This window comes from Microbacterium sp. NPDC012755 (genome assembly GCF_042901325.1).
GTDB lineage: Bacteria > Actinomycetota > Actinomycetes > Actinomycetales > Microbacteriaceae > Microbacterium > Microbacterium natoriense.
Window position 1 is genome coordinate 2,900,389 of the sequence record NZ_JBIBCT010000001.1, and the last position, 23,056, is coordinate 2,923,444.

General features: G+C 68.7%; 24 protein-coding genes and 2 tRNA genes. 13 read left to right on the forward strand and 13 right to left on the reverse strand.

Translation table 11 applies throughout. From position 1 onward, the window contains the following. The first annotated feature begins 2 nt into the window (after positions 1-2). The 4 genes from gltX (at position 3) to ACFY5A_RS13490 (ending at position 2,773) form a co-directional block, all read left to right on the forward strand. Positions 3-1,508, forward strand: coding sequence for a glutamate--tRNA ligase (gene gltX / locus ACFY5A_RS13475; protein ID WP_341942295.1), 1,506 nt, complete (start codon positions 3-5; stop codon positions 1,506-1,508). A gap of 95 nt (positions 1,509-1,603) precedes the next feature. Next, positions 1,604-1,675: transfer RNA gene (locus ACFY5A_RS13480), tRNA-Gln, on the forward strand. Positions 1,676-1,769: 94 nt separating this feature from the next. Then, on the forward strand, positions 1,770-2,387 hold the full coding sequence (locus ACFY5A_RS13485; protein ID WP_341942294.1) for a DUF4304 domain-containing protein: 618 nt from the start codon (positions 1,770-1,772) through the stop codon (positions 2,385-2,387). After that, positions 2,384-2,773, forward strand: a complete 390-nt coding sequence (locus tag ACFY5A_RS13490; RefSeq protein WP_341942293.1) for a bleomycin resistance protein — start codon at positions 2,384-2,386, stop codon at positions 2,771-2,773. Before ACFY5A_RS13485 ends, ACFY5A_RS13490 begins: the two co-directional genes overlap by 4 nt. Here the strand turns inward: ACFY5A_RS13490 and ACFY5A_RS13495 are convergent. Further along, positions 2,766-3,863: a serine hydrolase domain-containing protein gene (locus ACFY5A_RS13495; protein WP_387234732.1), complete on the reverse strand. Its 1,098-nt coding sequence runs from the start codon at positions 3,861-3,863 to the stop codon at positions 2,766-2,768. The two genes, ACFY5A_RS13490 and ACFY5A_RS13495, sit on opposite strands and share 8 nt — an antisense overlap. 125 nt (positions 3,864-3,988) lie before the next feature. On the opposite strand from ACFY5A_RS13495, the gene ACFY5A_RS13500 reads away from it, so the two are divergent. Beyond that, positions 3,989-4,420: a hypothetical protein gene (locus tag ACFY5A_RS13500; protein ID WP_387234735.1), complete on the forward strand. Its 432-nt coding sequence runs from the start codon at positions 3,989-3,991 to the stop codon at positions 4,418-4,420. Positions 4,421-4,423: 3 nt separating this feature from the next. Continuing rightward, positions 4,424-4,987 carry a TetR/AcrR family transcriptional regulator gene (locus ACFY5A_RS13505; RefSeq protein WP_387234738.1) on the forward strand — a complete coding sequence of 188 codons (564 nt, stop codon included), beginning with the start codon at positions 4,424-4,426 and terminating at the stop codon, positions 4,985-4,987. Between the two features lie 3 nt (positions 4,988-4,990). Here ACFY5A_RS13505 and ACFY5A_RS13510 read toward each other — a convergent pair whose 3' ends face one another. Further along, positions 4,991-5,902 (reverse strand): hypothetical protein, encoded by a 912-nt coding sequence (locus ACFY5A_RS13510; RefSeq protein ID WP_387234741.1) that lies wholly within the window; start codon positions 5,900-5,902, stop codon positions 4,991-4,993. 98 nt (positions 5,903-6,000) lie between these two features. Here ACFY5A_RS13510 and ACFY5A_RS13515 point away from each other — a divergent pair, with 98 nt between their 5' ends. Next, positions 6,001-7,242, forward strand: coding sequence for an MFS transporter (locus tag ACFY5A_RS13515; RefSeq protein ID WP_387235944.1), 1,242 nt, complete (start codon positions 6,001-6,003; stop codon positions 7,240-7,242). 6 nt (positions 7,243-7,248) lie between these two features. Here the strand turns inward: ACFY5A_RS13515 and ACFY5A_RS13520 are convergent, their stop codons facing one another. Beyond that, positions 7,249-8,070 carry an SDR family NAD(P)-dependent oxidoreductase gene (locus tag ACFY5A_RS13520; RefSeq protein WP_341942288.1) on the reverse strand — a complete coding sequence of 274 codons (822 nt, stop codon included), beginning with the start codon at positions 8,068-8,070 and terminating at the stop codon, positions 7,249-7,251. 140 nt (positions 8,071-8,210) lie between these two features. Between ACFY5A_RS13520 and ACFY5A_RS13525 the strand changes: the two genes are divergently transcribed. Both ACFY5A_RS13525 and ACFY5A_RS13530 read left to right on the forward strand, forming a co-directional pair. Next, entirely contained in the window at positions 8,211-8,705 is a 495-nt protein-coding gene (locus ACFY5A_RS13525; RefSeq protein WP_387234744.1) for a hypothetical protein, read from the forward strand. Between the two features lie 88 nt (positions 8,706-8,793). Then, positions 8,794-9,753 carry a DNA topoisomerase IB gene (locus ACFY5A_RS13530; protein WP_387234747.1) on the forward strand — a complete coding sequence of 320 codons (960 nt, stop codon included), beginning with the start codon at positions 8,794-8,796 and terminating at the stop codon, positions 9,751-9,753. Positions 9,754-9,816: 63 nt separating this feature from the next. Here the strand turns inward: ACFY5A_RS13530 and ACFY5A_RS13535 are convergent, their stop codons facing one another. Beyond that, positions 9,817-10,674: a 3-hydroxyacyl-CoA dehydrogenase gene (locus tag ACFY5A_RS13535; protein WP_387234750.1), complete on the reverse strand. Its 858-nt coding sequence runs from the start codon at positions 10,672-10,674 to the stop codon at positions 9,817-9,819. A 57-nt stretch (positions 10,675-10,731) separates the two neighbouring features. After that, positions 10,732-11,154 carry a MarR family winged helix-turn-helix transcriptional regulator gene (locus ACFY5A_RS13540; protein WP_105673308.1) on the reverse strand — a complete coding sequence of 141 codons (423 nt, stop codon included), beginning with the start codon at positions 11,152-11,154 and terminating at the stop codon, positions 10,732-10,734. Between the two features lie 134 nt (positions 11,155-11,288). Between ACFY5A_RS13540 and ACFY5A_RS13545 the strand changes: the two genes are divergently transcribed. Then, positions 11,289-11,588 (forward strand): DUF4190 domain-containing protein, encoded by a 300-nt coding sequence (locus ACFY5A_RS13545; protein WP_341942284.1) that lies wholly within the window; start codon positions 11,289-11,291, stop codon positions 11,586-11,588. Between the two features lie 12 nt (positions 11,589-11,600). Next, a complete protein-coding gene (gene pepN, locus ACFY5A_RS13550; protein WP_387234754.1) occupies positions 11,601-14,084 on the forward strand; it encodes an aminopeptidase N in 2,484 nt (827 codons plus the stop codon). Here pepN and ACFY5A_RS13555 read toward each other — a convergent pair. Both ACFY5A_RS13555 and ACFY5A_RS13560 read right to left on the reverse strand, forming a co-directional pair. After that, positions 14,081-14,605, reverse strand: a complete 525-nt coding sequence (locus ACFY5A_RS13555; RefSeq protein WP_387234757.1) for a GNAT family N-acetyltransferase — start codon at positions 14,603-14,605, stop codon at positions 14,081-14,083. The genes pepN and ACFY5A_RS13555 overlap by 4 nt on opposite strands. Then, complete coding sequence (locus ACFY5A_RS13560) at positions 14,602-15,240, reverse strand: MBL fold metallo-hydrolase (protein ID WP_387234760.1); 639 nt, start codon at positions 15,238-15,240, stop codon at positions 14,602-14,604. Before ACFY5A_RS13560 ends, ACFY5A_RS13555 begins: the two co-directional genes overlap by 4 nt. Positions 15,241-15,396: 156 nt before the next feature. Here ACFY5A_RS13560 and ACFY5A_RS13565 point away from each other — a divergent pair. Beyond that, positions 15,397-15,469: transfer RNA gene (locus ACFY5A_RS13565), tRNA-Glu, on the forward strand. Positions 15,470-15,591: 122 nt separating this feature from the next. Here the strand turns inward: ACFY5A_RS13565 and ACFY5A_RS13570 are convergent. From ACFY5A_RS13570 to ACFY5A_RS13585, 4 genes are all read right to left on the reverse strand, one after another. Next, a complete protein-coding gene (locus ACFY5A_RS13570) occupies positions 15,592-16,833 on the reverse strand; it encodes an MFS transporter (RefSeq protein WP_341942280.1) in 1,242 nt (413 codons plus the stop codon). Beyond that, on the reverse strand, positions 16,833-17,381 hold the full coding sequence (locus tag ACFY5A_RS13575; protein ID WP_341942279.1) for a helix-turn-helix domain-containing protein: 549 nt from the start codon (positions 17,379-17,381) through the stop codon (positions 16,833-16,835). Before ACFY5A_RS13575 ends, ACFY5A_RS13570 begins: the two co-directional genes overlap by 1 nt. 115 nt (positions 17,382-17,496) lie before the next feature. After that, on the reverse strand, positions 17,497-18,594 hold the full coding sequence (locus ACFY5A_RS13580; RefSeq protein ID WP_387234764.1) for a DUF4349 domain-containing protein: 1,098 nt from the start codon (positions 18,592-18,594) through the stop codon (positions 17,497-17,499). After that, entirely contained in the window at positions 18,591-19,148 is a 558-nt protein-coding gene (locus ACFY5A_RS13585; protein WP_341942277.1) for an RNA polymerase sigma factor, read from the reverse strand. Before ACFY5A_RS13585 ends, ACFY5A_RS13580 begins: the two co-directional genes overlap by 4 nt. A 219-nt stretch (positions 19,149-19,367) precedes the next feature. Between ACFY5A_RS13585 and ACFY5A_RS13590 the strand changes: the two genes are divergently transcribed. After that, positions 19,368-20,369, forward strand: a complete 1,002-nt coding sequence (locus tag ACFY5A_RS13590) for a TerC family protein (protein ID WP_341942276.1) — start codon at positions 19,368-19,370, stop codon at positions 20,367-20,369. Between the two features lie 21 nt (positions 20,370-20,390). Here ACFY5A_RS13590 and ACFY5A_RS13595 read toward each other — a convergent pair whose 3' ends face one another. Together ACFY5A_RS13595 and ACFY5A_RS13600 are read right to left on the reverse strand one after the other, a co-directional pair. After that, positions 20,391-21,704 (reverse strand): LLM class flavin-dependent oxidoreductase, encoded by a 1,314-nt coding sequence (locus ACFY5A_RS13595; protein ID WP_223586503.1) that lies wholly within the window; start codon positions 21,702-21,704, stop codon positions 20,391-20,393. Next, positions 21,701-22,996, reverse strand: coding sequence for an O-acetylhomoserine aminocarboxypropyltransferase/cysteine synthase family protein (locus tag ACFY5A_RS13600; protein WP_387234768.1), 1,296 nt, complete (start codon positions 22,994-22,996; stop codon positions 21,701-21,703). The genes ACFY5A_RS13595 and ACFY5A_RS13600 overlap by 4 nt, the downstream gene beginning before the upstream one ends. Positions 22,997-23,056: the final 60 nt, after the last annotated feature.

Here is a 23,056-nt window from a genome sequence, read left to right on the forward strand (position 1 = left end):
ATATGGCTAATCCTCACCCCCTCACCACGACCGCCAGCGGTGCCGACGTCCGCGTCCGCTTCTGCCCCTCTCCGACCGGCCTGCCGCACGTCGGCATGGTGCGCACCGCGCTCTACAACTGGGCGTACGCCCGCCACACCGGCGGCAAGATGGTGTTCCGCATCGAGGACACCGATGCGGCCCGCGACAGCGAGGAGAGTTTCCGTCAGCTCGTCGACGCGCTCACCTGGCTCAAGATCGACTGGGACGAGGGCGTCGAGGTCGGCGGCCCGCACGAGCCGTACCGCCAGTCGCAGCGCCACGACATCTACCGCGGCGTGATCGACAAGCTCGTCGCGAGCGGCGCCCTCTACGAGAGCTACTCCGACGCCGCCGAGATCGATGCGCGCAACGAGGCCAACGGCCGCGCCAAGCAGCTCGGCTACGACAACTTCGACCGCGACCTCACCGAGGAGCAGAAGGAGGCGTTCCGTGCAGAGGGCCGCCAGCCCGCGCTGCGTCTGCGCGTCCCCGATGAAGACCTCACCTACGTCGACCTGATCCGCGGCGAGGTCACCTTCCCGGCCGGCTCTTTCCCCGACTTCGTGGTCGTGCGCCCCAACGGGGTGCCGCTCTACACGTTCGTGAACCCGGTCGACGACGCGCTCATGGGCATCACCCACGTGCTGCGCGGCGAGGACCTCATGCCGTCCACCGCGCGCCAGCTGGCGCTGTACGCGGCTCTCATCGACGCGGGTGTGACGACCTTCGTGCCGCGCTTCGCGCATATGCCGCTCGTGCTGGGGGAGACCGGCAACAAGAAGCTCTCCAAGCGCGACCCGCAGGCCGACCTGTTCCTGCACCGTGACCGCGGCTTCATCCACGAGGGTCTGCTGAACTACCTCGCGCTGCTCGGCTGGTCCATCGGCCCCGACCGCGACGTCTTCTCGCTGGAGGAGTTCACGGCGGCCTTCGACATCGTGAACGTGAACCCGAACCCGGCGCGCTTCGATCAGAAGAAGGCGGAGTCGATCAACGGCGACCACATCCGGATGCTGGATGTGAAGGACTTCGCCGAGCGGACGATCCCGTACCTCGCCGCCGCCGGTCTGTTCGACGAGCCGACGCACGAGCAGCTGGTGCTGGCGTTCCGCGCCGCGCCGCTCGTCCAGGAGCGCGTGCAGCTGCTGGGCGAGGTGCCGGGCATGCTCGGCTTCCTCTTCACCGACGAGATCTCCTACGAGGCTGATGCGCTCAAGGGTCTCCCCGCGAACGCCGCCGAGGTGCTCGACGCGTGCGTCGCCGCGCTCGAGCCGGTCGAGGAGTTCACGCCCGAGAAGATCCAGGACGCCCTCGCGACCGCACTCGTCGAGAACCTGGAGCTCAAGCCGCGCGTCGCCTACGGTCCTCCGCGCGTCGCGATCACGGGCCGCCGCGTGTCTCCGCCGCTGTTCGAGTCGATGGAGCTGCTCGGCAAGGACGAGTCGCTGCGTCGCCTTCGCGCGCTGTCGTCCTCGCTCCAGAGCTGACGACGCGCCCGGGCGGTGTGCCGGAGCGGCCGTTTTGGCGTTCGGCCACCGCTCGGGTAAGCTTGAATCTCGGTGCGAGGCTCAGGTTTCGCCCTTGGGGTATGGTGTAATTGGCAACACGGCTGATTCTGGTTCAGTTGTTCTTGGTTCGAGTCCAGGTACCCCAGCACGATGAAAACCCCCGGTCACCCGGGGGTTTTGTCGTTTCTCGGGCGGGGTCTGATCGCTAAGCTGAGCCGCAGACGAACCGGGGAGTGCTTCATGGATCGCAAGACCATCACGAGCGAGCTGCGCAGGCAGTTCTTCCCGCTGCTCACCGCTGCCGGGTTCGCCCGCACGGGCGACGTGCTCCGACGCGAGCTCGACGGTCCCGTCGTGCACGTCGTGGAGGTGCAGCACCGCCCGCGCAGCGCGGTCTTCCAGATCAACCTCGGCGCCCACCTGCCGGCGCTCGGGGGTGTCGCCGGTGGGGATGCTGTTCCGGTCGCGTCGATGCGCGAGTACGACTGCGCGTGGCGCGGCTCGATCATCTCCGGCTTCCGCAACGCTTCCGACGCCGAGTTCGCGTACGGGCGGACGGATGCCGAGGCCTCCGAGTCCGTCGCCTTCATGGTGTCCGAGTGGGAGAGGCAGTCGGTCGCCTTCTTCGGACCGCTGAGCGACTTCCCCGCCGGCTTCCATGAGCAGGCTCGCCGCTCCTTGGACGGGGACCTCCATCCGGCGCAGCTGCGCACCTGGGCGCGCGTCGCGCTCCTGGTGGGGGATCGGGGGCTGGCGCGTCGGATCGTCGACGTGGCTCTCCCTCGCGTTCCGGAACGGGCGACAGCGTTGCGCGCGGATCTCGAAAGGCTCCTCGTCGAGAACGAGGGCCAGTCATGAGCCAGGACCGCGCGGTTCCGAACCTGCCGTCGCGGGACTTCCCGGCGACCAGTCGCTTCTACGGGCGGATGGGCTTCCGCGAGACGTTTCGAGACGACGGCTGGCTGATCCTCGAACGGGGCTCGGTCGAGCTCGAGTTCTTCCCGTACCCCGATCTCGACCCCCAGTCGAGTTCGTTCCGCTGCAGCATCCGCGCCGCCGACCTCGAAGACCTGTGGGCCGCGGCGACGGGGGCGGGCATCCCCATCGCGCAGACGGGGTTTCCGCGCCTGCACGCACCCCGGCTGGAGAGCTCGGGGCTGCGCATCGCTTATCTCGTCGATCTCGACGGCACGCAGCTGGCTCTGATCGACGGCGGCGGGTCGTCGCGCGGCGAGGTCAGCTGAGGTCTGCGAAGAGACCCATCACCTGCGCGCCCATCTCGACCTGCGTCAACACGACGCGGAAGGAACCGTTCGCGTCGACGTAGAAGTCGGTGCCGAGTCCGCCCGACCACCCGTAGCGTCCGCGGCGCGGGCCTTCGGTGTGCACGATGACGCCGAATCCCCACCCCATGCCGTCCCAGAACCCCGGGAAGAAGCTGTCCGGGGTCTTGACCGACGCGGGCACCTGATCGCTGCGCAGCAGCGCGGCCATGTCGTCGCTCAGGAACGTGTCGTCTCCGACTCGCCCGCTGTTCGCGAGCATCGTCGCGAACGCCGAGTAGTCGGCGGCCGTCGAGACGAGTTCGGCGTGACTGAGATCGAAGGGGGCGGGTGCCACGTAGAAGCCCGCGCCGGCCGGCTCGATCTCGATCAGGCCCTGCTCGTCATCGTGGCGGTAGGCGGCAGGGAGTCGATGGGCCTTCTCGGCCGGGACGGTGAACCCCGTGTCGATCATCCCCAGCGGCTCGAAGACATCGACCGCGAGGTGCTCCTCCAGCGGTCGACCCACGAGGCGGGACAGGAGGATGCCGAGGATGCCGAACGAGTGGTGGTAGCGCCACCCGTGTCCCGGCTCGCACATCAACGGAAGGGTCGCGAGAGCATCGAGCCAGTCCTGCGCACCGAGCTCGACGGCCTCCTGCCCGGCCTCCGTGCGGTTCGCGACCATCGCGTCGTGCAGAGGACATGGAGTGGTCGTCATCCCGTACCCGGAGGTGTTGGTCAGCAGATGCCTGACGGTGATCGGACCCTCCGCCGCGACGACGTCATCCAGGGGCGACCCCGGGGTGCGGAGCACGCGCCGGTCGCGCAGCTCAGGGAGCCAGTCGTGCACGGCGGCATCCAGGTCGAGACGTCCGTCCTGCACGAGGCGAAGAGCGGCGACGGCGACGACGGGCTTCGTCATCGACTGGATCCGCACGATGGCGTCGGGGGAGAGGTCGCCCGACGAGGTGATCGCGATCGACCCGGAGCGGTCGCCGTCGGCGACGACGATTCCCGGAGCCGTGCCGCGTGCGATGTGGCCATCCAGGGTGTTCTGCAGTTCCGTCATCGGTCCTCGTCTCCGTCGCAGTCAGCGACTCCACACTATGTCGGTACGGTGCCGAGGCGCAGTGCTTGACGCGTTTATGACGTACGTCATAGTATGACGGGCATCATATTCTTCAGGAGGACGACATGCCGATGATCGATCTGTACGTGACCGAGGGTCTTCTCGCCGAGCCGCAGGTCGTGGCGCGTCGGCTCGCCGAGATCGTCATGGGTGTGGAGCAGGTGCCGGACATTCCGATGTTCCGCAAGAACACCGCCGCGTTCGTGCACGAACTCCCGTCAGGGGCGATCCGCAACGTCGACGGAGATCACGACCACGTCCGCATCCAGGTGCTCACGAACGCCGGAGCGCTCGATCGAGCCAAGCAGATCGTCGTCGTGGAGCAGTTGACCGAGGCGGTCGCGAAGGCGGCGGGAGATCCGACCCTCGTCGACAGGACGTGGGTCCTGCTCACGGAAGCTGCCGAGGGCGGCTGGGGCCTCTGGGGCCACGCGCACACGAATGACGAACTGGTGGGTGCGGCGCGTGCGGAGATCGCGAAGCTCGGGGGAGCGTGACCCGTGGCGTCCGATGCGAGAGAGGCGATGATCGATGCCGCGATTCGGCTGCTCGCCGAAGACGGCTACCGCTCCACGTCGTTCAGCGAGGTGCTGGCACGGTCGGGTGCGCCCAGAGGTTCGATCTATCATCACTTCCCCGGCGGCAAGGATGAACTCGTCGCAGCTGCCCTCGACGTCCAGATCGCGCGCACGTTCGACCGGCTGGAGGCGCTGTCGGGACAGCCTCCGGAGGAAGTCGTGAGGAGCTTCGTGGACGGATGGAGGCAGGGGCTCCTGCTCACGGACTTCGCGGTCGGGTGCTCCCTTCTCGCGGTCGCCACATCCGCCGGTCAGGGCGCGCTGAGGTCGAAGACCGGAGACCTCTTCAGGGAGTGGCGGGCCGTGCTCGCGCGTCTCCTCGTCGACGGCGGGGCCGAAGCGGGAGCGGCGAACGCGTTCGCCGCTCAGCTGCTGGCCTCCACGGAGGGCGCTGTGGCGATGGCGCGTGCGGAGCACTCCATCGACGCGTTCGATCAGGTCGCCGCGCAGTCGATACGCGGCGCAGCGGACATCGCACGCGTGTAGGCGCTACTTGCACTCTCCGAGGAAGCCCAGGTAGCAGACGGCCTTGTGCGTCACGGCCGGCTTGTCGTCGTTGTTCGACACCTGCCTGGTCGAGACCTCCTCGGTACGGTGGAGGCTGCCCCAGCCGCCGAGCGTCGCCACGATGAAGTCTCCCGTGTCCTCGGCCCTCATGCGATCGATCTCGGCGAGGTAGTCACTGCAGAGAGAGGTCGCGGTGTCGGTCAGGGTGACGCCCGCGCAGTTGGCGTCGTACTGCGCCGCCATCGCGTTGATGCAGTCGGTCCAGTCCTGGTCGACCCAGCAGGGGTCCACCGTGTCCATCGTGACGTCGTAGCTTCCGGTCTTGTACTCCTCGCTGTGGAACGTCTCGGGCTGCGCCGCCACGTCGGTCTTGACCCAGTGCCGCGCGGTCACGAGCGCGAAGACCACCACGACCACGGCGATCAGGATCAGTGCGAACAGGATCGAGAGCGTGACCCAGAGCCCGACGCGCGACTTCTTCGCAGGGGCTTCCGCGGGCGATGCAGCGTAGCCGGGGTACGGAGACGCCGCGGCGTAGGCGGTCGGCTGCTGCGGATCGTGGACCGCGGTGTCGTGGATCGGGAGAGTCTGCTGGACGTCGCCGGGGAAGGGCGCAGGGGTCGCCTCGTACGGCAACGTGGCGGCATGCTGCGGCTCGGGCGACGGCGCAGGCTGCTGCGTCGTCTCCGGGGCGGGCGTCGGCTGCGGAGCCGGCGCGGGCGCGACAGGCGGGGGCGGGGTCTGCGGGAGCGTGGAGAGCCAGTATCCGTACCAGTTCTGCGCGGATGCCGGATCGGCGACGACGAGCTGGGCGTCGGCGTCCGACAGCTGGATCCCCAGCGCTGCCCGCTGATCGGCGTTCAGGAGTGATGCGCGGAAATCCTCGAAAGACATGGCCATACTCAGGATGATCTCAGACAGGGGACGGCGTGGACAATCCGGCGTGGTCCGAGAATGTCCCCGGCATCCGGAAGAATGCACGGGTGGTCGGAATGAGAAGCTTCTGGAACGCCCTGCCCATCGAGGGGCGGTGGCTGCTGTCCACCGTCGCGATCCAGACGCTCGGACGTGGGCTCACGCTGCCGTTCACGATCATCTATCTGCACGAGGTGCGCGGGTTCGACCTCGGCTTCTCCGGCGCGCTGATGAGTCTCATCGCCATCACCGGTCTCGTCGTGACGGGGCCGGGAGGCACGCTGATCGACCGCATCGGGGCGAAACGCGTCCTGATCGTCGGGCTTCTCGCCATGATCGCCGGCTGCGTGCTGCTCGCCTTCGCCACCCACCCTGCGGTCGCGACGATCGCGGTCATGCTGATCGGTGTGAACTTCGGCGTCTCGTGGCCCGGATTCAACGCCCTCATCGCAGCCGTCGTCGACGGGGAGGTGCGCCAGCAGTACTTCGGCGTCAACTTCGCCCTCGTCAACCTCGGGATCGGGGTCGGCGGCGTGATCGGCGGTTTCTTCGTGAACGTCGACGACCCGGGCACGTTCACCGCGATCTTCCTCGTCGACGCGCTGTCATGCCTCATCCCGCTCGGCCTGCTGCTGGGCCCGCTGCGCAACGTCCGCACCCACTCGGAGGAGTCCGACGGCGAGGCGAAGTCCGGCGGGTATCGCGAGATACTGCGGCGTCCGGCCGTGCTCTGGCTGACGCTTCTGACGTTCATCTCCGTGTTCATCGGCTACGGCCAGATGGAGGCGGGATTCCCGGCCTTCGCGCGGCAGGTCTCCGGTGTCTCCACGCAGGTCGTGGGCTTCGCGTTCGCCGTCAACACGGCGGTGATCGTGCTGCTGCAGTTCGCGGTGCTCAAGCTCATCAACGGCAGGCGACGCACCCGCGTGATGCAGGTGATGGCGCTGATCTGGGCGGCGTCCTGGATCATCCTCGGCGCAACGGGCTTCCTCCCCGGTACGCTCGCGGCGGCGATCGGCGTGATCGCGTACATGGGGGTCTTCGCGTTCGGCGAGACCATGCTGCAGCCGACCGTCCCCGCGATCTACAACGACCTCGCCAGTGACAGGACGCGCGGACGTTACAACGCGATCAACGCGGCGGCGTTCCAGGGCGGCGCGATCACGGGGCCTCTCGTCGCCGGGGTCATGCTCGGGGAGGGGCTGGGCGGCTGGTTCATCGGCGTGATGGTCGCCGGCGCGTTGATCGTCTGCCTCCTCGCGCTCGCGCTCGAGCGGGTCGTTCCGCAGGCGGCGAACGGCGTGACCGTCGACGCGTAACGGTGATCAGACGATCCAGGGTCGAGTGAAACCGAGGACGCGTTCGCCGTCGGCATCCGCCAGCGAGGTGCTCACGAAGGCGGTCGCACCGGGTGAGGTCTGGGTGCGGAACCGGAAGTCCTGCGCGGTCGCCGCGTCGGCGATCGCGACCGCGGCGCTCTCCGCGGACTGCGCGTTGGCGAACGCACCCGTGGAGCGCGCGATGTACGCGGCGAGCAGCGGAGTGTACGGGCCCGCATCCGAAGGCCGTTCCACATTCGTGACGAACTCGCTCGCGACCGCCGCCGGCTCGATGACCCCGACCTGCACGCCGAACCGCTCGGCGACCACCGCGAGAGACTGCATGAAGCCCTCGACCGCGAACTTCGCGCCGCAGTAGGCGTCGGCGAACGGCTGCCCTACGGCGCCCCCGACGCTCGTCACCGTGAGGATCCTCCCTCGACCTCGCTCGCGCATGCCGGGGAGCACCAGCTTGGTGAGGTTGACCGGCGCCAGGTAGTTGACCTCGAGCTGGGAGCGGATCTGCGACATGGGCAACAGCTCCGCGGTGCCGACGTTGCCCTGGCCTGCGTTGTTGATGAGCAGGTCGATGTGCCCGTGGTCGCGCGTCACGGCGTCGACGAGCTCTGCGGCGGCGGCATGGTCGACGACGTCGAGTGCGCGGATGTCGAGGTCGACACCCGCGGCGGCTGCAGCGGCGCGAAGACGATCCGATCGTCCGGTGTCGCGCAGGGTCGCGACGACCTGCAGCCCTCGTTTCGCGAGTTCGACGGCGGTGAACAGGCCCATGCCTGAGGAGGTTCCGGTGATGAGGGCGACGTCGGTCATCCGCACAAACTAGCACCGCAGCCGATGGCGGCCCAGGGGAGGTCCGATGAACCGTCTGAACGAGGTGCCGTGCTCCGGCATCCGCTGATCTCCATCGTTCGGACGATGAGGGAGAGGTCGGCCCGGAATAGGCTTCGCGTATGCCTCTCGAATCCCTCTTCCTCCGCCTGGACCGCATCGCGGGCGGGCGTCAGGCCGGCTACGCGATCGACGAGGGGGACCGGACGCACCCTCGGACGCGACGCGCGTTCACCTGGATCATCTGGCTGCTCGTCGTCGAGCTGGTACTCGGGGTGGGGGCCGTGGTCGTGGCACTGATCCTCGCGACGCAGGGCGAGCCCGTGCCGTTCTCGGTGTGGATGCGCACGCTGGTCGTGCTCGCGATGACGGCGACCCTGTTCTACTTCGCATGGCGGGCGTCGCTCGGATGGCGTTGGGCGTACCAGCGCCTGAGGCTGTTCGCCCAGATCTTCCCCGTGATCACCCTGGTGCTGGCGGCGATCCCCGGCCTGTACCCGCTGTGGATGGTGACCGAGCAGATCGTGTTCAGTCTGATCATGATCGGCATCGCCGACTTCCTCACGAGCGATCACATGCGCGCGGTCTTCGCCGCACCCGAGAAGCGCGGCACTTAGCACAACCTCTCCGTGTGCGCCACGCCCTTCTCGGCGCCCGGGAAGACGGGGCAAGGTCGGCGGAGGAGCTCGGGCGGAGGGAGTGCGCATGGTCACGCTGGTGCGGGTCGTGCCCGGAGAGGACCCCGGGTTCCGCAGAGTGCGCGCGGGGCGCGGGTTCCGCTATCTCGACGCGCAGGGCGAGGCAGCGGGGGATGAGGATCGCACACGCATCCGCGAGCTCGTGATCCCGCCGGCCTGGACGGACGTCTGGATCGCCGCCGATGCGCACGCCCACATCCAGGCGGTGGGCGTCGACGATGCGGGACGGCGGCAGTATCTCTACCACCCGCTGTGGCGCACCCGCCGTGATCGTCGCAAGTTCTCCCGCGCGCTGATGCTGGCCGAGGCGCTGCCGCTCGCGAGACGGCGCGCGACCGGGGCTCTGCGGGCCGAGGGTCTCACTCGCGAGCGTGCGCTTGCCGTCGCGTTCCGCCTGCTCGACGACGCAGCGCTGCGCATCGGGTCGGAGCGCTATCTGAGAACGCACGGAAGCCGAGGGCTCAGCACCCTGCAGCGGCAGGACGTGCGGGTGGACGGCGCGAGGGTGTCTCTCCGCTTCCCCGCGAAGAGCGGTCGGATCGCGGCGATCGAGGTCGACGACGCCGACCTCGCGGACGCGATCGCGGAGTTCTCCGCCGGATCGCCTCGCTCGGCGCTGCTCGCCTATCGCAAGGGGCGTCGACGCGTCAGGATCACGTCAGGCGAGATCAACAGATACCTGAGGGAGATCGCCGGCGCCGCGTACTCGGCGAAGGACTTCCGCACGCTCCACGGCACGATCCTCGCCGCGGACGCTCTCGCGAGGATAGGGGTGCTCGACGCGCGTCAGGAGCGACGACGGGCCGAGAGGCTCGCCGTGCAGGCGACGGCCGGAGCGCTCGGGAACACCGTCGCGGTGGCGCGGGGGAGCTACATCGACCCGAGGGTGTTCCGAGAGTACGCGCGCGGCAGGACGCTCGACCTGTCGGTGGCACCCGAGACGGCGATACGCCGGCTCCTCGGCTGATGCGCGTCGGGCCGGTCGTCGCACGATAAGCGACGACCGGCCCGAGGGAATGGATGCCGCGATTCAGCTCTCGCGAGGGTACGTGTAGAAGCCCTCGCCGGTGGCGATGCCCAGCTTGCCCTTGTCGATGTACTGCTCCTTGAGCAGGTCTGCGAAGCGCTGCTGCTTCTCTCCGCCCATTCGGGAGATGTTGTACGCGGTCGTGAGGCCCACGATGTCGTAGATCTCGAACGGCCCCTTCGGAGCCCCTGTCCCGATGCGCCAGGTGGCGTCGATCGCGGCGGGCTCGGCGATCCCGTCGACGAGCAGCTCCGCGCCCGCCTGCAGGAACGGCACCAGGAGCGAGTTCAGCAGGTAGCCCGCCTTCTCCTTCTTGATTTCGATCGGGACCATGCCGATCTGCGCGGCGAACTCGACGACCTCGGCGTACACGGCGGGGTCGGTCGCGGGGGTCCCCATGACCTCCGCCGTGTTGTGGGCCCAGATCTCATTGGCGAAGTGGAGGGCGAGGAACCGGTCGGGGCGTCCTGTCGAGTCCACGATGTCGCTGGGCAGCAGCGTCGAGGAGTTGGTCGCGAAGATCGTCTTCGCGGGGGCCGTCTCGGCGAGGGTGCGGTAGATGCCCTGCTTGAGCTCCAGGTTCTCGGGAACGGCCTCGATGATCAGGTCCGCGTCACGCGCCGCGTCGGCGAGATCCGAGGAGAGCCGGATGCGGCTGATCGCCGCGTCGGCGCCGCCGTCGGCCGCTCCCGCGACGCCGTCGGCGGTGTAGCGGGCGGCGAGGCCGCGGAACCGGTCGGCCGCACGGTCGAGCGCAGGCTGATCGATGTCGTAGGCGACGACGTCGAATCCGTGGAAGGCGGTCTGGAACGCGATCTGCGATCCGAGCACGCCGGTGCCGAGAACGGTGATGTTCTTCATTTCTCTTCCTTCTGTTGCGACCTCGTGGGTCTCTGGGGCGGCCGTGTCGGCCGGAGTTCAGGCGTCGCCTCGATCGAATCGCTCGAGGTCGTGCGCGAAGCGGGACACCTCGGCATCCGTCCAGCGGGCGAGGTGCTGGTCGATGATCTGCTGGAGGGCTCCGAGGGTGCCGCGATACGCATCCATCCCCTCGGGTGTGAGTTCGAGCGGGCGCCCTCGGCCGGACGGAGGAGCGGTGTCGCGCACGATACCGAGCGCGATGAGTCCGGCCAGCTGCCGTGACACCGTCGAGCGGTTCAAACGGAACATCCTGGCGATGTCGATCGAGCGGATGCCGGGGCGCTCGGCGATGGCCATCACGATCGACTGATCGGTGATCGAGAGCGGGGCGTCGCCGAAGCTCGCATCGACCAGACCGCGGCGGGAGATCGCGACGAGGCTGCGCAGGACCGTCGCACTGTCGTTCTTCCTGCTGTCCATATCGACCTCCTGTTGTCTTATGCAACGCTACGCTCGTATGTTGCATTCCGCAACTGAGGGATTGTCGCAGGACCGCGACAGGACTGCGACAGCGGCGCGACCACGAGCGGTGCTCTCGTTCGTACGCTGGAGGCATGACCACACCTGCTGCGCCGGTACCGCCCGCCGCCCCCCTGCACCCCGCCGTCCCGGCGCCCCGACCGACCAACGGTCTCGCCATCGCGACCCTCGTCCTCGGCATCTGCGGATTCGCGATCCTCCCGGTGATCCTCGGGCACATCGCCCTCCGTCAGATCCGCGAGCGCGGGGATGCCGGCGCCGGTCTCGCGATCACCGGACTGGTGCTGGGCTACCTCGCGGTCGCCGGCTGGATCATCGTCGGCATCATCGCCGCCGTCGCGATCGCGGGAGGAATAGCCTCCGGCGTCAGATGACAGGATGGAGGCATGGACACAGCCAACCTCACCCGCGAGGAGACCGCAGCGCGATCCGCAGCGGTCACCGTGCGCAGCATCCGCGTCGAACTCGACCTCACGGGAGCGCCGGAGCGCGCCCGCACCGGATTCCCGACGAGGACGGTCGTCGAGTTCGAGGCGACGACGGGGGAGACCTGGCTGGACTTCATCGGGGAGTCCGTCGATCGTGTCGAGCTCAACGGCAGCGAGGCGGACGTCGACTTCGACGGCGCGCGCATCCGACTGCGTGGTCTCTCCTCGACGAACGTCGTGATCGTCGACGCCGTCGGCGCCTACAGCCGCTCCGGGGAGGGGATGCATCGTTTCCACGACCCCGTCGACCAGCACACCTACCTCTACACGCAGTACGAGCCGGCCGATTCCCGTCGTGTCATGGCGTGCTTCGAGCAGCCCGACATGAAGGCGTCCTACACGTTCGTGGTGGACGCTCCAGCGGGGTGGGAGGTGCTGTCGAATCAGTCCCCGGCGAAGGTCGACGTCGGCGTCGGCGTCCAGCGCGTCGAGTTCGCTCCGACCCCTCCGATCTCCAGCTACATCACGTCCGTGGCCGCCGGTCCTTACGCGCGCGTCGACGGCGAATGGGCTCGCGACGATCAGCGCATCGAGCTGGGGGTCTTCGCGCGCCGCTCGCTCGCACAGCACCTCGAATCGGACGAGATCCTCGAGATCACGCGGCAGGGGCTCGACTTCTTCACCGACGCGTTCGCGTACCCGTACCCCTGGGGCAAGTACGACCAGATCTTCGTGCCCGAGTACAACCTCGGCGCGATGGAGAACCCCGGCCTCGTCACCTTCACCGAGTCGTATCTCTCCCGCGGGGCCGCGACGGATGCGCAGCGCGCGGCTCGCGCCAACACGATCCTCCACGAGATGGCGCACATGTGGTTCGGCGATCTCGTCACCATGAAGTGGTGGGACGACCTGTGGCTCAAGGAGTCCTTCGCCGATTACATGGGCTCCCATGCCTCGGCCGCCGCCACCCGGTTCCGCGACGCCTGGGTGAAGTTCGCCGCCAATCGCAAGGCGTGGGCGTACCAGCAGGACCAGCTGCCGACCACGCATCCGATCGTGGCCGACATCACCGATCTGGAAGCGGCGAAGCTGAACTTCGACGGCATCACCTACGCCAAGGGCGCTGCGGTGCTCAAGCAGCTGGTCGCCTTCGTCGGTGACGACGCGTTCTTCGAGGGTGCGCGCAGGTACTTCGCCGCGAACGCCTTCGGCAATACGACGCTCGACGACTTCCTCGTGCAGCTGAGCGATGTGTCAGGGCGTGACATGAGGGGATGGTCTCGCGCGTGGCTGGAGACGTCCGGCGTGTCGACGCTCCACCTCGAGAGCGACGCCGACGGACGCAGGGTGCTCGTGCAGAGCGATGCGCGCCCGCATCGCCTTCGTGTCGGGGCGTACGGCTGGAGCGACGGCCGACTGGTGCGCATCGGGCAGACGGCGCTCGACATCGCCGAGGAGCGCACGCCCTTCGAGCTGCCGGATGCGGAGCTCGTCATCGTGAACGACGACGACCTGACCTATGCGAAGGTACGGCTCGACGAGAAGTCGCTCGCGACCGTCGCGTCCTCGCTGTCCTCCGTGGAGGATCCCCTCGCGAGGGCGCTCCTCTGGTCGTCGCTGTGGAATGCGACGCGAGACGGCGAACTGGATGCCGCCCGCTACCTGGCGATCGTGCGTGATCATGCCCCCGGTGAGCCCAACGTCGGACTCCTTGCCGGGATCCTCGCCAACGCGGCGTTCGCCCTCCGCCATTTCGTCTCGGATGCGCGTCGCGATGAGGAGCAGCGCGCATGGACCGAGTGCACGTGGAGCACGATGAGCGCGGCCGACGTGGGAAGCGACGCGCAGCTCTCATGGGCACGAGCGCTCGCGACGGCATCCGTGCTGGACGACGCTCGTCACGTCGAGGTGCGCGCGATGCTGGACGGCGAGTCCCCGGAGGGCCTGACGATCGATCCCGACCTGCGCTGGCAGCTGCTCACGGCACTGGCGGCCACGGGTCACGCCACCGCCGCCGACATCGCCGCCGAAGAGCAGCGCGACGACACGGGGAGCGGCCGTACGGCGGCGCGACGTGCGCTGGCATCGCGTCCGAGCGCCTCGGTGCGCGCAGCCGCCTGGGATGCGGCCTGGAACGATCTGACTCTCAGCAACGATCATCTCGATGCGTCGATCGGCGGTTTCCGTGCCGGTGGGCGCCGCGACCTCATCGCGGAGTTCGACGAGGAGTACTTCTCCCGCATCGCCGACGCATGGCGCACCCGCAGCATCGAGCTCGCCCAGCGGCTCGTGGTCGGACTGTTCCCCGCGACGGAGTCCCTCGACCTCGTCGACGCCTGGCTCGCACAGAACGAGGACGCGCCGGCGGCGCTGACCCGGATCGTCGTGGAGCAGAGGGACCACCTCGCCCGCGACCTGCGGGTACGGGCGGCGCAGAGCTAGACGGGCGACACGTCCATCCCCATGACCGTGCGAACGATCCAGGGGTGGGCGTGATCGTCAGCGATGTGCGTCATGCCGAGGTTCTCCGCGACCCCGCGGGACGCGTCGTTGTCAGGATGGATGATCGCGGTCAGCACCCCTGGCGCGAACTCCTGACGGAACAGCTCGACGCACGCGAGAGCGGCTTCCGTCGCGTATCCCTTTCGCTGCTGATCCCTGCGGACGTGATAGCCCACCTCGCGGACGGGTACCGAGTTGTATGACTGCCAGGTGATCCCGCAGTCGCCGATGAACGCGCCGTCGTGCGTTTCGATGATCCAGAGCGCATGCCCGTGCTCCGCGTACCCGAGCTGCATCCGCTCGATCCAGTCGAGGGACTCGGAACGGCTCTTCGGCGCCGGGTAGAACGACATGACGTCAGGGTCTCCGAGCAAGGCCGCCATGTCGTCGAGATCGTCGAGCGCCATCTCCCGGAATCGCAGCCGCGCCGTCGGAGCCGGCAGAAGCCGTCTGACGCTCACAGGTCGAGGGACTCGCCCGGCTCGAGCATGAAGAACTCGCCGCCGTTCTGCTCGGTCGCCCACTGCAGGCGCTGCCGGTGCATGGTCTTCCCCGCGACCGAGAGGGTCATGTCGTGGGTGCCGAACGCGCGACGGGGCTTCACGGCCAGGACGTAGTCCATGGCCTCGCCGATCTTGAGCCAGGGCGCGCCCAGCGGCGCGGCCAGAGTGCCCACTTCGACGCCCTCCGGGACGGCGTAGGAGTCGCCGGGGTAGTAGAAGTCGTCGTTCACGAGGACTCCGACGTTCTCGACGAGGGGGAGGGAGGAGTGGATCACCTCGTGCCGTCCGCCGAAGAACCTGAGCGTGAACTGTCCTGCCTGGACGGTGTCGCCTGGAGCCACCTCGGTGATCTCGTAGCCGTCCGCTGCTCGTGCGACGCCGGAGGGAGCGAAGATCGGCGTTCCCGGTGCGGCGCGCAGGATGCGATCGAGGTGCTCGGGCGTCCAATGGTCTGGATGCTCGTGGGTGAGCACCACGGCGACGAGATCGCCGAGGTCGTCGAGGGGAGCGGTGAACGAGCCCGGATCGACCAGGAGGGTCTCGCCGTTCTCGTCTATGCGGAGGGTGGCATGTTCGTACTTCGTGACGCGCATGGGATGAGTCAACTCCTGTTCCGCGTCGGTGGCAAACCGGATCCGCGAGCGTGCGCCACGCCCGGGATTCTGGTCGGCGCGGCCCCGATTTGGCGACGCGAGAATCGTCGTGGCATACTTGAACAGTTGTCGCGGGACGGAAACGCTCCGCAAGACGGCCCCATCGTATAGCGGCCTAGTACGCCGCCCTCTCACGGCGGTAACGCGGGTTCGAATCCCGCTGGGGTCACACAACACACGAAAGCCCTCGGTTCTCCGAGGGCTTTCGTCGTCTCCGGGGGGGAGTGCTCCTGCGTCGGTCCCTTCTCCGTCCGGGTGGGCGTCGTCGCGAGACGGGGATGCCGTGGCGCTTCACGCCGCCGCGGGGCGGAGCGACAGGGCACGGAACAGCGGATTGCGCAGCGGCAGGATCATCAGCGCCATCATCCCTCCGCCGAACAGGGCGAACGGCAGCCACAGGGCCGACGACGACGCGATCAGCCCGAAGACGGCCATGGCGAGCGGCATCAGGCAGTCGTCGCCGAGCCGGGTCAGCGAGCTCATGCGGCCGAGATAGGCCGTGTCGACGGTCGCCGAGAACGTCGCGCTGAGCAGGACGGAGGCGTACCCCGCCGTGCATCCGATCACGAATGCGGCCGCGGCGACCGACCACAGCGGACCGAGGCCCAGGGCGACGATCGCCGCGCCCTGCACGACGAGCGCCCAGAACCCGCCCCGCGCCTCTCTGCGCGGTCGCCAGCGTGCCACCGAGATCGCGCCGAGCGCGGCGCCGAGTCCGAGGAGCGCCTCGAAGAGTCCCACCGCCTGCGCACCCCAGTGCTGCTCGTGGGCGCGCAGAGCGAGTCCGATGCCGACGGCGGGGCCGACGGCCAGATTCAGACCGGAGAGCGCCAGCACCAGGGTGCGGGTCGTCGCGTTCTGCCCCAGGTGGGCGAAGCCCTGAGCGATGCCGCGCAGCGCCGACTCCCTGGGCGCTCGAGCGAGGGCGAAGCGCGGCCGCAGCCAGATCGCGATGAACGCGACGACGAGTGTGAAGGTGAGCGCGTTCGCCGTCGCGCTCCCGCCGAGCCCGGCGTACGCCACCAGCACGCCGCCCGCCGCGGCGCCCGCCATCGTGCCGAGGCGGGAGGCGGTCTGCGCCACGGCTCCGTACGCAGGCAGATCCGATGGCCGCACGAGCTGCCGCGCGATGGTGCCAGCCGACGGCTCGTAGAAGGCGTCGCACACCCCGAACGCGATGGCGGCGAACAGCAGCACGGCGATGGAGGGAGGTTCCGCCAGGACCCACAGGGCGACCGCGATCAGCACGACGACGCGCAGCGCGTTGAACAGCATCATCACTCTCCGCGCGTTCGCCCTGTCTGCGAGCACGCCGCCGAAGAGCAGGACGAGCGCGCGCGGCACCGTGCCCGCGGCGACGACGAGCCCCGCGACGGCGGGAGAGGCGATCTGCACGGCCGTCCACGCGAGGGCGATGCTCCACAGCGCGTCTCCGGCGTCGGAGAGGGCTTTGACGCCGATCCAGGCGTGAACACGGGCGTCGCGCCGGAACTCGGGAGGTTCGACGAGTTGGCGAGGCTCTGCCGTGGTCATCAGGGCTCCGTGGGGAACGCGTGGGCGAAGAAGAAGATCGGCGTGCGCTCCTGGCCGTCGTCGAGGTCGATCGACTCCTGCCACTCCCGCAGCGTCGTGAGCAGCCTGGCGCTCAGATCGCGCAGCTCGTCAGGTGAGGCCCACGCCGTCGTCTCGGTGTTCGAGCCGTCGTAGGCGGCCACCGCGGGATCGCCGTGCCTGCGGTGCCAGCGCTGCAGGCGTTCGATCTGCATGCGGATGCCCTGGCGCTGCGCTTCGCGAGCGAGGAGGGCGTCGGCGGGGGAGTCGGCGAAGTCATCCGCCGACCACGTCAACCCTCTGCGCGCGAGTTTCCACCAGCTGGTCCGCCTGTCGCCGGTCGGGTCGTCCGCGCGTTCCACGACTCCTGCGCGCTCGAGCATCCGGAGGTGGTGGCTGATGCTGCCCACCTGGCTGTGGAGCGTGCGGGCCAGCGTCGTGACCTGAGACGCCCCGTAGAGCAGTAGATAGTCGTAGATGCGCCGGCGCAGCGGGTGATGCACAGCGGTGATCACGGAGATGTCTTCCACGGGATGCAACGCTAGAGGCGGATGCACAGACGCACAAGACTTCTTGTATACCCCGGAAAGACAACGAAGAAGCCGCTCCCGCCCGTGCGGGAACGGCTTCTTCGGATGCTGCTTCTCAGCCTTCGTCGGCGGTGGCGTCCGATGCTGCCGTTCGGCGCGAGCGGCGCACACGCCGGATCAGCCACACGAGCAGCACGACGATCGCGGCGATCCCGAGCCAGGGGAGGATGAACCCGATCGCGATGACGAGGGCGTTCAGGGAGACCACGAGGCCGTTCCAGCCGGCGAGGAGGCCGTCGCCGAACCCTGCGGGGTCCGCCGTCGTCGGAGCGGAGGCGCGGGTGAGCTGCACCTGCAGCGTCGACATCGCGATCTGATCCTCGAGGGATGCGAGCTGCTGCTCGTAGGACTCGAGCTGCGCCTGACGATCTGTCAGAGCGACCTCGGCCTCGATGAGCTCGGACACGGACCCTGACTGCGCCATCAGCTCGGTGAGCCGCTGCACGGAGGTCTTGGTCGCATCGACGCGAGCGCGGAGGTCGATGGCCGTCGACGTGACGTCCTGCTTCGAGATCGACGTCGACAGCACCTCTCCCGACTCCGACAGGGCGTCGATGACCGCGGTGAGGTCGGCCGAGGGGACGCGGATGCTGATCCAGCCGTATCCGCCGTCGTCGGGTGCGGCCGGCTGAGTCGTGTCGTACACGACGCCTCCGCCCTTGCCGATCTGGGTGCTCTCCACGAACCCGCCGTGCTTCTCCGCGAGCGCGGCGATGCCCTCGGCGGCCTTCGCGATGTCCTTCACCTGAACGGTCGCGTCGGCGGTCGCGATGATCTCTCGACCGGTTCCGGTATCGGCGCTCTGCAGGGCGCCGTCAGGGGCGGTCCCTGGGGCGAGCTCGGTGCTCTTGTCCTGCGAGCCGCCGGAGGTGTCCGACGCCACTCCGTTGGAGTAGATCGCGCCGTCCGCCGTGCTCGATGCCGACCCGCCGACGGCGGAGAGGATCGGCGGTGTCACGAGGACGCCGACGGCGAAGGCCGCGGCGACCCCGGCGCCGGTGAGCCAGCCGCGACGGCGCGCACGGGAGCGCTCCGCGGGCGTCCTCCTGGGGGCGCGCTCGCTCTCGATCTCGTCGAACACGGCCGACTCGATGCGTGCGATCGCGGCATCCGACAGCTCGGGGAGGTCTGGGGTGGTGGTGTTGTCGGTCATGCCTCGCTCGCTTCCTTGACGGCACCGCGCAGTCGGGTGCGCACTCGCGAGAGACGGTTCCGAACCACGGCGTGACTGACGCCCAGCTCCTTTGCGGCGGCCTGGTAGGCGTACCCCTCGGCGGCGCACAGGCGGAAGATCTCGCGATCGAGCTCGCTCAGCGAGCCCACCTCCTGCGCGATCCGCTCCGCGAGCGCCGAGGTGATCACCTGGTCCTCGACGCTGACCGTCGCAGGCAGGTTCTCGTCCATCGCCTCCGCGGTGTAGGCCTGGTCCCGTCGCTTCTGGCGCAGCCTGTTCGCGGCCTGGAAGCGGCAGATCGTCGCGAGCCAGGGCAGGATCGACTGTCCCTGCAGCTCGAAGCCGGGGAGCTTCCGCCACGCGGCGACGAAGGTCTCCTGGGCCACGTCCTCTGCATCCGGTGCGGAGCCGAGGATGCCGTGGGCGATCCAGTAGACCGGGCGGATGTAGGCGCGGTAGAGCTCGCGGAAGGCGCTCTCGTCGCCTCCAGCGGCCTTCGCCGCCCACTTCTGATCACTCGTCTGTACGGGCATCGTTCTTCCGTTCGGTGTCTCTCACCCGGAAAGTGTCGGCTGAGCTCCGATCGTCTCAGAAAACTCCGCTAGCATTGCAGAAGCGAGAGGGAGTATCCCGATTCCGCGCGTAACGTCATCACGAGCATCGACTGAGCTGCTCCGGGCGCGCGACGCACACTGTGCGGGGGAGAGACTTTCGGTTCTTTTCCGACCCTCCCCGAAAGGTGCTGCGCACCCGTGAACATCCCCGTCTGGTTCGAGGTAGGCGCCCTCGTCGTCCTCGTGCTCATCCTCATCGGCGATCTGCTGCTCGCCAAATTCCGACCGCACATCCCGTCGACCAAGGAATCCACGCTCTGGGTGGTCTTCTACGTCGCGCTGGCGTTGATCTTCGCCGGTCTGCTCTATCTGTTCGCCGGCGGTCAGTACGCTGGCGAGTTCCTCACCGGGTGGGCGCTGGAGTACAGCCTTTCCATCGACAACCTCTTCGTGTTCGTGCTGATCATGGCGCAGTTCGCGGTTCCACGGCGACTGCAGCAGATGGTGCTGATGGTCGGCATCATCATCGCGCTCGTCCTGCGCGGCATCTTCATCCTCCTCGGCGTCGCGATCATCGAGAACTTCTCGCCGGTGTTCTACATCTTCGGCGCGTTCCTCATCTGGACGGCGATCAGGCAGGCGATGCCCGAGGGCGACCACGACGGAGAGGTGCAGCGCGAGAACTTCATCGTGCGTCTGCTGCGTCGTCGAGTCGACATCAGCGACGAGTACGACGGCAACAAGCTCCGCACCGTCGTCGACGGCAAGCGGGTCTGGACGCCCATGCTCATCGTCTTCGTGGCGATCGGCGTCACCGACCTCATGTTCGCGATCGACTCGATCCCCGCGATCTTCAGCATCACGCACAACAGCTTCCTGGTGTTCACGGCGAACATCTTCGCTCTCATGGGATTGCGCCAGCTCTACTTCCTGCTGGGCGACCTGCTCGACCGCCTGCGCTACCTGCACTACGGCATCGCCGTGATCCTCGGGTTCATCGGCATCAAGCTCGTGCTGCACGCCATGCACGTGAACGAGCTGCCGTTCATCAACGGCGGGCAGCACATCGAGTGGGCCCCCGACATCCCCATCTGGCTGTCGCTGACGGTGATCCTGGTCTCGATGGTCGGTGCGACCGTCGCCAGCCTCATCGCCTCGGCGCGCGAGAAGCGTGCGGAGAAGGCCTCGATCAGCGAGTAGTCCTGACGCGGACCTGCGCGCTCAGAAGGCGCGCAGGTTCGCCTGCAGCCCGCCGTCGACGTACTCCCGGCGGAGGATGCCGCGGCGACGCAGCACAGGGACCAGCTCATCGAGTGTGCGGTGCAACGTCACGGGGTGGAAGTCGCCCCACAGCAGCACGCCGTCGTTGCCCCACTCGCCGAGCTCCTCGATGAGATCGGCGAACTCCTCCGCGGTGCCGACGAATCCCGTGCGGTCGGAGATGCGACCGGCCTTGGCCAGGGCGGTCAGGTGCGCGCGCAGCGGGGCGTCCTCTCCGCGGTCGCCGATCAGGCGCTGGATGCTGCCCCGCGACACATGCGCCCCGAAGATCGAGACGTCCAGAGGGCGGTCGAGGTCGAGCGCCGTGAGGTCGGTCTCGAGATCGCTGGACTGCTTGCGCGCGATCTGCACGAGTGCCGCGTCGTCCGGTCGAGCTGAGGCCGCCACGATGCGGTCGGCCTCTTCGGCGGACGTGGTGATCACGGGCTGGATCGCGAACAGGATCTTGATGTCCTCGGGCGTCCGGCCGGCGGCGATCGCGGCGTCGTGGATCTTCGCACGGTAGGCGCGCACAGAAGCCTCATGCAGAGGCGCCAGCGCGAGCTGCACATCGGAGTTCGCGCCCGCGAACCCGAGGCCTCGCCCTGAGCCGCCCGGCGACACGATCGCGGGCTCGCCGTGTGGGAACGGGATCGCGTTGAGCGGTCCGTCGAAGGCGAAGTGCTCGCCACGGTGTTGCACGGCGCGCAGCCGGGAACCGTCGGCGTACACGTCGCTCGCGCGATCGGCGAGGAGAGCGCCGTCGTCCCAGCTGCGCCAGAGCGAGCGGATGCCGTCGAGCCACTCCTCGGCGCGGTCGTAGGCTTCGTCGTGTCCGAGCTGCGGTGCGGCGGAGAAGTGCCGAGCGCTCCCGGTGTCGGTGACGACGTTGAGGCCCAGCCGGTGACCGCTGAGGTGTTGGAGGGTCGCGAACTGCCGCGCCGCCGTGTAGGGGAGATAGGCCGCCGGGTTCACCGTCGGCACGACGCCGAGGTGGCGGGTCGCCTGGAAGATGTAGGGCGCGAGGAGCAGCGGATCGTGCTTGGGGCCGCCGAAGGCGTGGCGTACACGGAGGTCGATCGTCTCGGCGGAGCCGAGCGACGGGGCGTCCTCGATGATCACCAGGTCGAATCCGGCCTGCTCGAGGGTGCGAGCGGCCTCCTGATAGACGTCGGGGCGGGTCCAGTCGTAGTCCCAGTCGAGCGACGGGTATCCCCATCCCTGCGGGCCGAAGCCGCGGGCGAGGAACCAGCCGAAGTGCTGTTGGCGCGTCATGCGACCTTCTCCCAGACGGTGGCGAGTGCCCGCGAGAGATCGGCGATGAGATCGTCGACGTCCTCGATGCCGATGGACACACGGAGGGTGCCCGGTCGGATGCCGAGCGCGTCGCGTTCCTCCTGGGTCCGGTACGCGTGGCTCGTGGTCGCGGGATGCAGCACGAGCGAGCGGACGTCGCCGATGTGGGTCATGTGCGTGAACACGCTCACGCTCTCGACGACATCACGCGCCGCTTCCAGACCGCCGCGGAGAGTGAACGTGAAGATCGAGCCGTGGCCTCCGCCGAGGTACCGTTGCGCGAGCGCATGGTCGGGGTGGCTCTCCAGCCCCGCGTAGTCCACGCGCTCCACCGCGTCGTGCGCCTCCAGCCAACGGGCGACGTCGAGCGCGTTCCTGGACTGGCGCTCGACGCGCAGCCCCAGCGTCTCCGCTCCCTGCCCGATGAGGAACGCGTTGAGCGGCGACGGCGATGCGCCGAAGCGCGGAGCCACGGACTCCCGCGCGTACGCGATGCGGGCGAGGCCGCCGTGTCGCGCGGCGACGCTCGGCAGTCCGCCGCGCCCGGGGAGCACCAGGTGCGGGGCGTTGTGACCCGCGCGATCGGCGTCGAAGCGTCCGTCGTCGACGACCACGCCGCCCAGCACCGAGCCGTGGCCGGCGAGGAACTTCGACGCGGAGTGGACCACGATGGATGCCCCGTGCTCGAGCGGCCGCACCAGATACGGCGTGCCGAGGGTGTTGTCGACGATGAGCGGGACGGCGTGCTCGTCGCCGATCGCGGCGATGGCGGCGATGTCGAGGATGTCGTTGCGCGCGTTCGCGATCGACTCCGCGAACAGCGCGCGTGTGGTGGGGCGGATCGCGGCACGCCAGGCATCGGGGTCGCCGATGTCGTCGATGAAGGTCGTCTCGATGCCGAGACGGGCGAGGTTGTCGACGAGCAGCCCGCGGGTCCCCTCGTAGATGTGTGCGGACGAGACGATGTGGTCGCCGGCCCCTGCGACCGTGAGCAGGGCGACGGCGACGGCCGCCTGGCCGCTGGCCACGAGGACGGCGTCCGCGCCAGACTCGAGAGCCGCGAGCTGGCGTTCGACGGCGCGGACCGTCGGGTTGCCGGTGCGCGTGTACCCGAATCCGTCTCCGGTGCCGAAGTGATGGGCCGCGTGGTCGAAGTCGTCGAACTCGAAGCCCGCCGTGAGGTAGATCGGCGTCGCGCGCGATGAAGCCGTCTCCCGAACGCGCCCCGCGTGCAGCGCTCGGGTGAAGAAGCTGGCGGTGTCGACGGTCATGCGGTGCCTCTCGGTGGTGCGGATTCCTCAGCGTGTCACGCCGTGCCGGAGCACGCGGAA